The sequence below is a fragment of the Paraburkholderia sp. SIMBA_027 genome (genome assembly GCF_046535315.1).
Classification (GTDB): domain Bacteria; phylum Pseudomonadota; class Gammaproteobacteria; order Burkholderiales; family Burkholderiaceae; genus Paraburkholderia; species Paraburkholderia tropica.
Map to the genome: position 1 here is coordinate 1 of NZ_JAWRWY010001209.1, position 251 is coordinate 251.

The following is a 251-nucleotide window of genomic DNA, read 5'->3' on the forward strand; positions in this document are numbered from 1 at the left end:
ATACATGCCGATCAGCAGCGCGATGGCCGGGGCGATCGGCAGCGTGTAGGACAGCAGCTTCGAGTGCGACGCACTGAAGAACAGGAAGATGAACACCGTCCACACCAGCAGCAGGATCACCGGTGCGAAGCCGTTCGGCTGGCGCGGCTGGCGCCACGCGTGGCGAACGCTTTGCACGGTAATCGACAGCCACGGCAGGAACCCGACCAGCAGTACCGGCACGAAGTAGTAGAACGGCCCGGGGCGGTTCT

Annotated in this window: 1 pseudogene; it reads right to left on the reverse strand. The window is 64.1% G+C overall.

The window, feature by feature from the left end:
* Positions 1-251, reverse strand: a pseudogene (locus SB764_RS42985) (4-amino-4-deoxy-L-arabinose transferase); the annotation flags it as partial.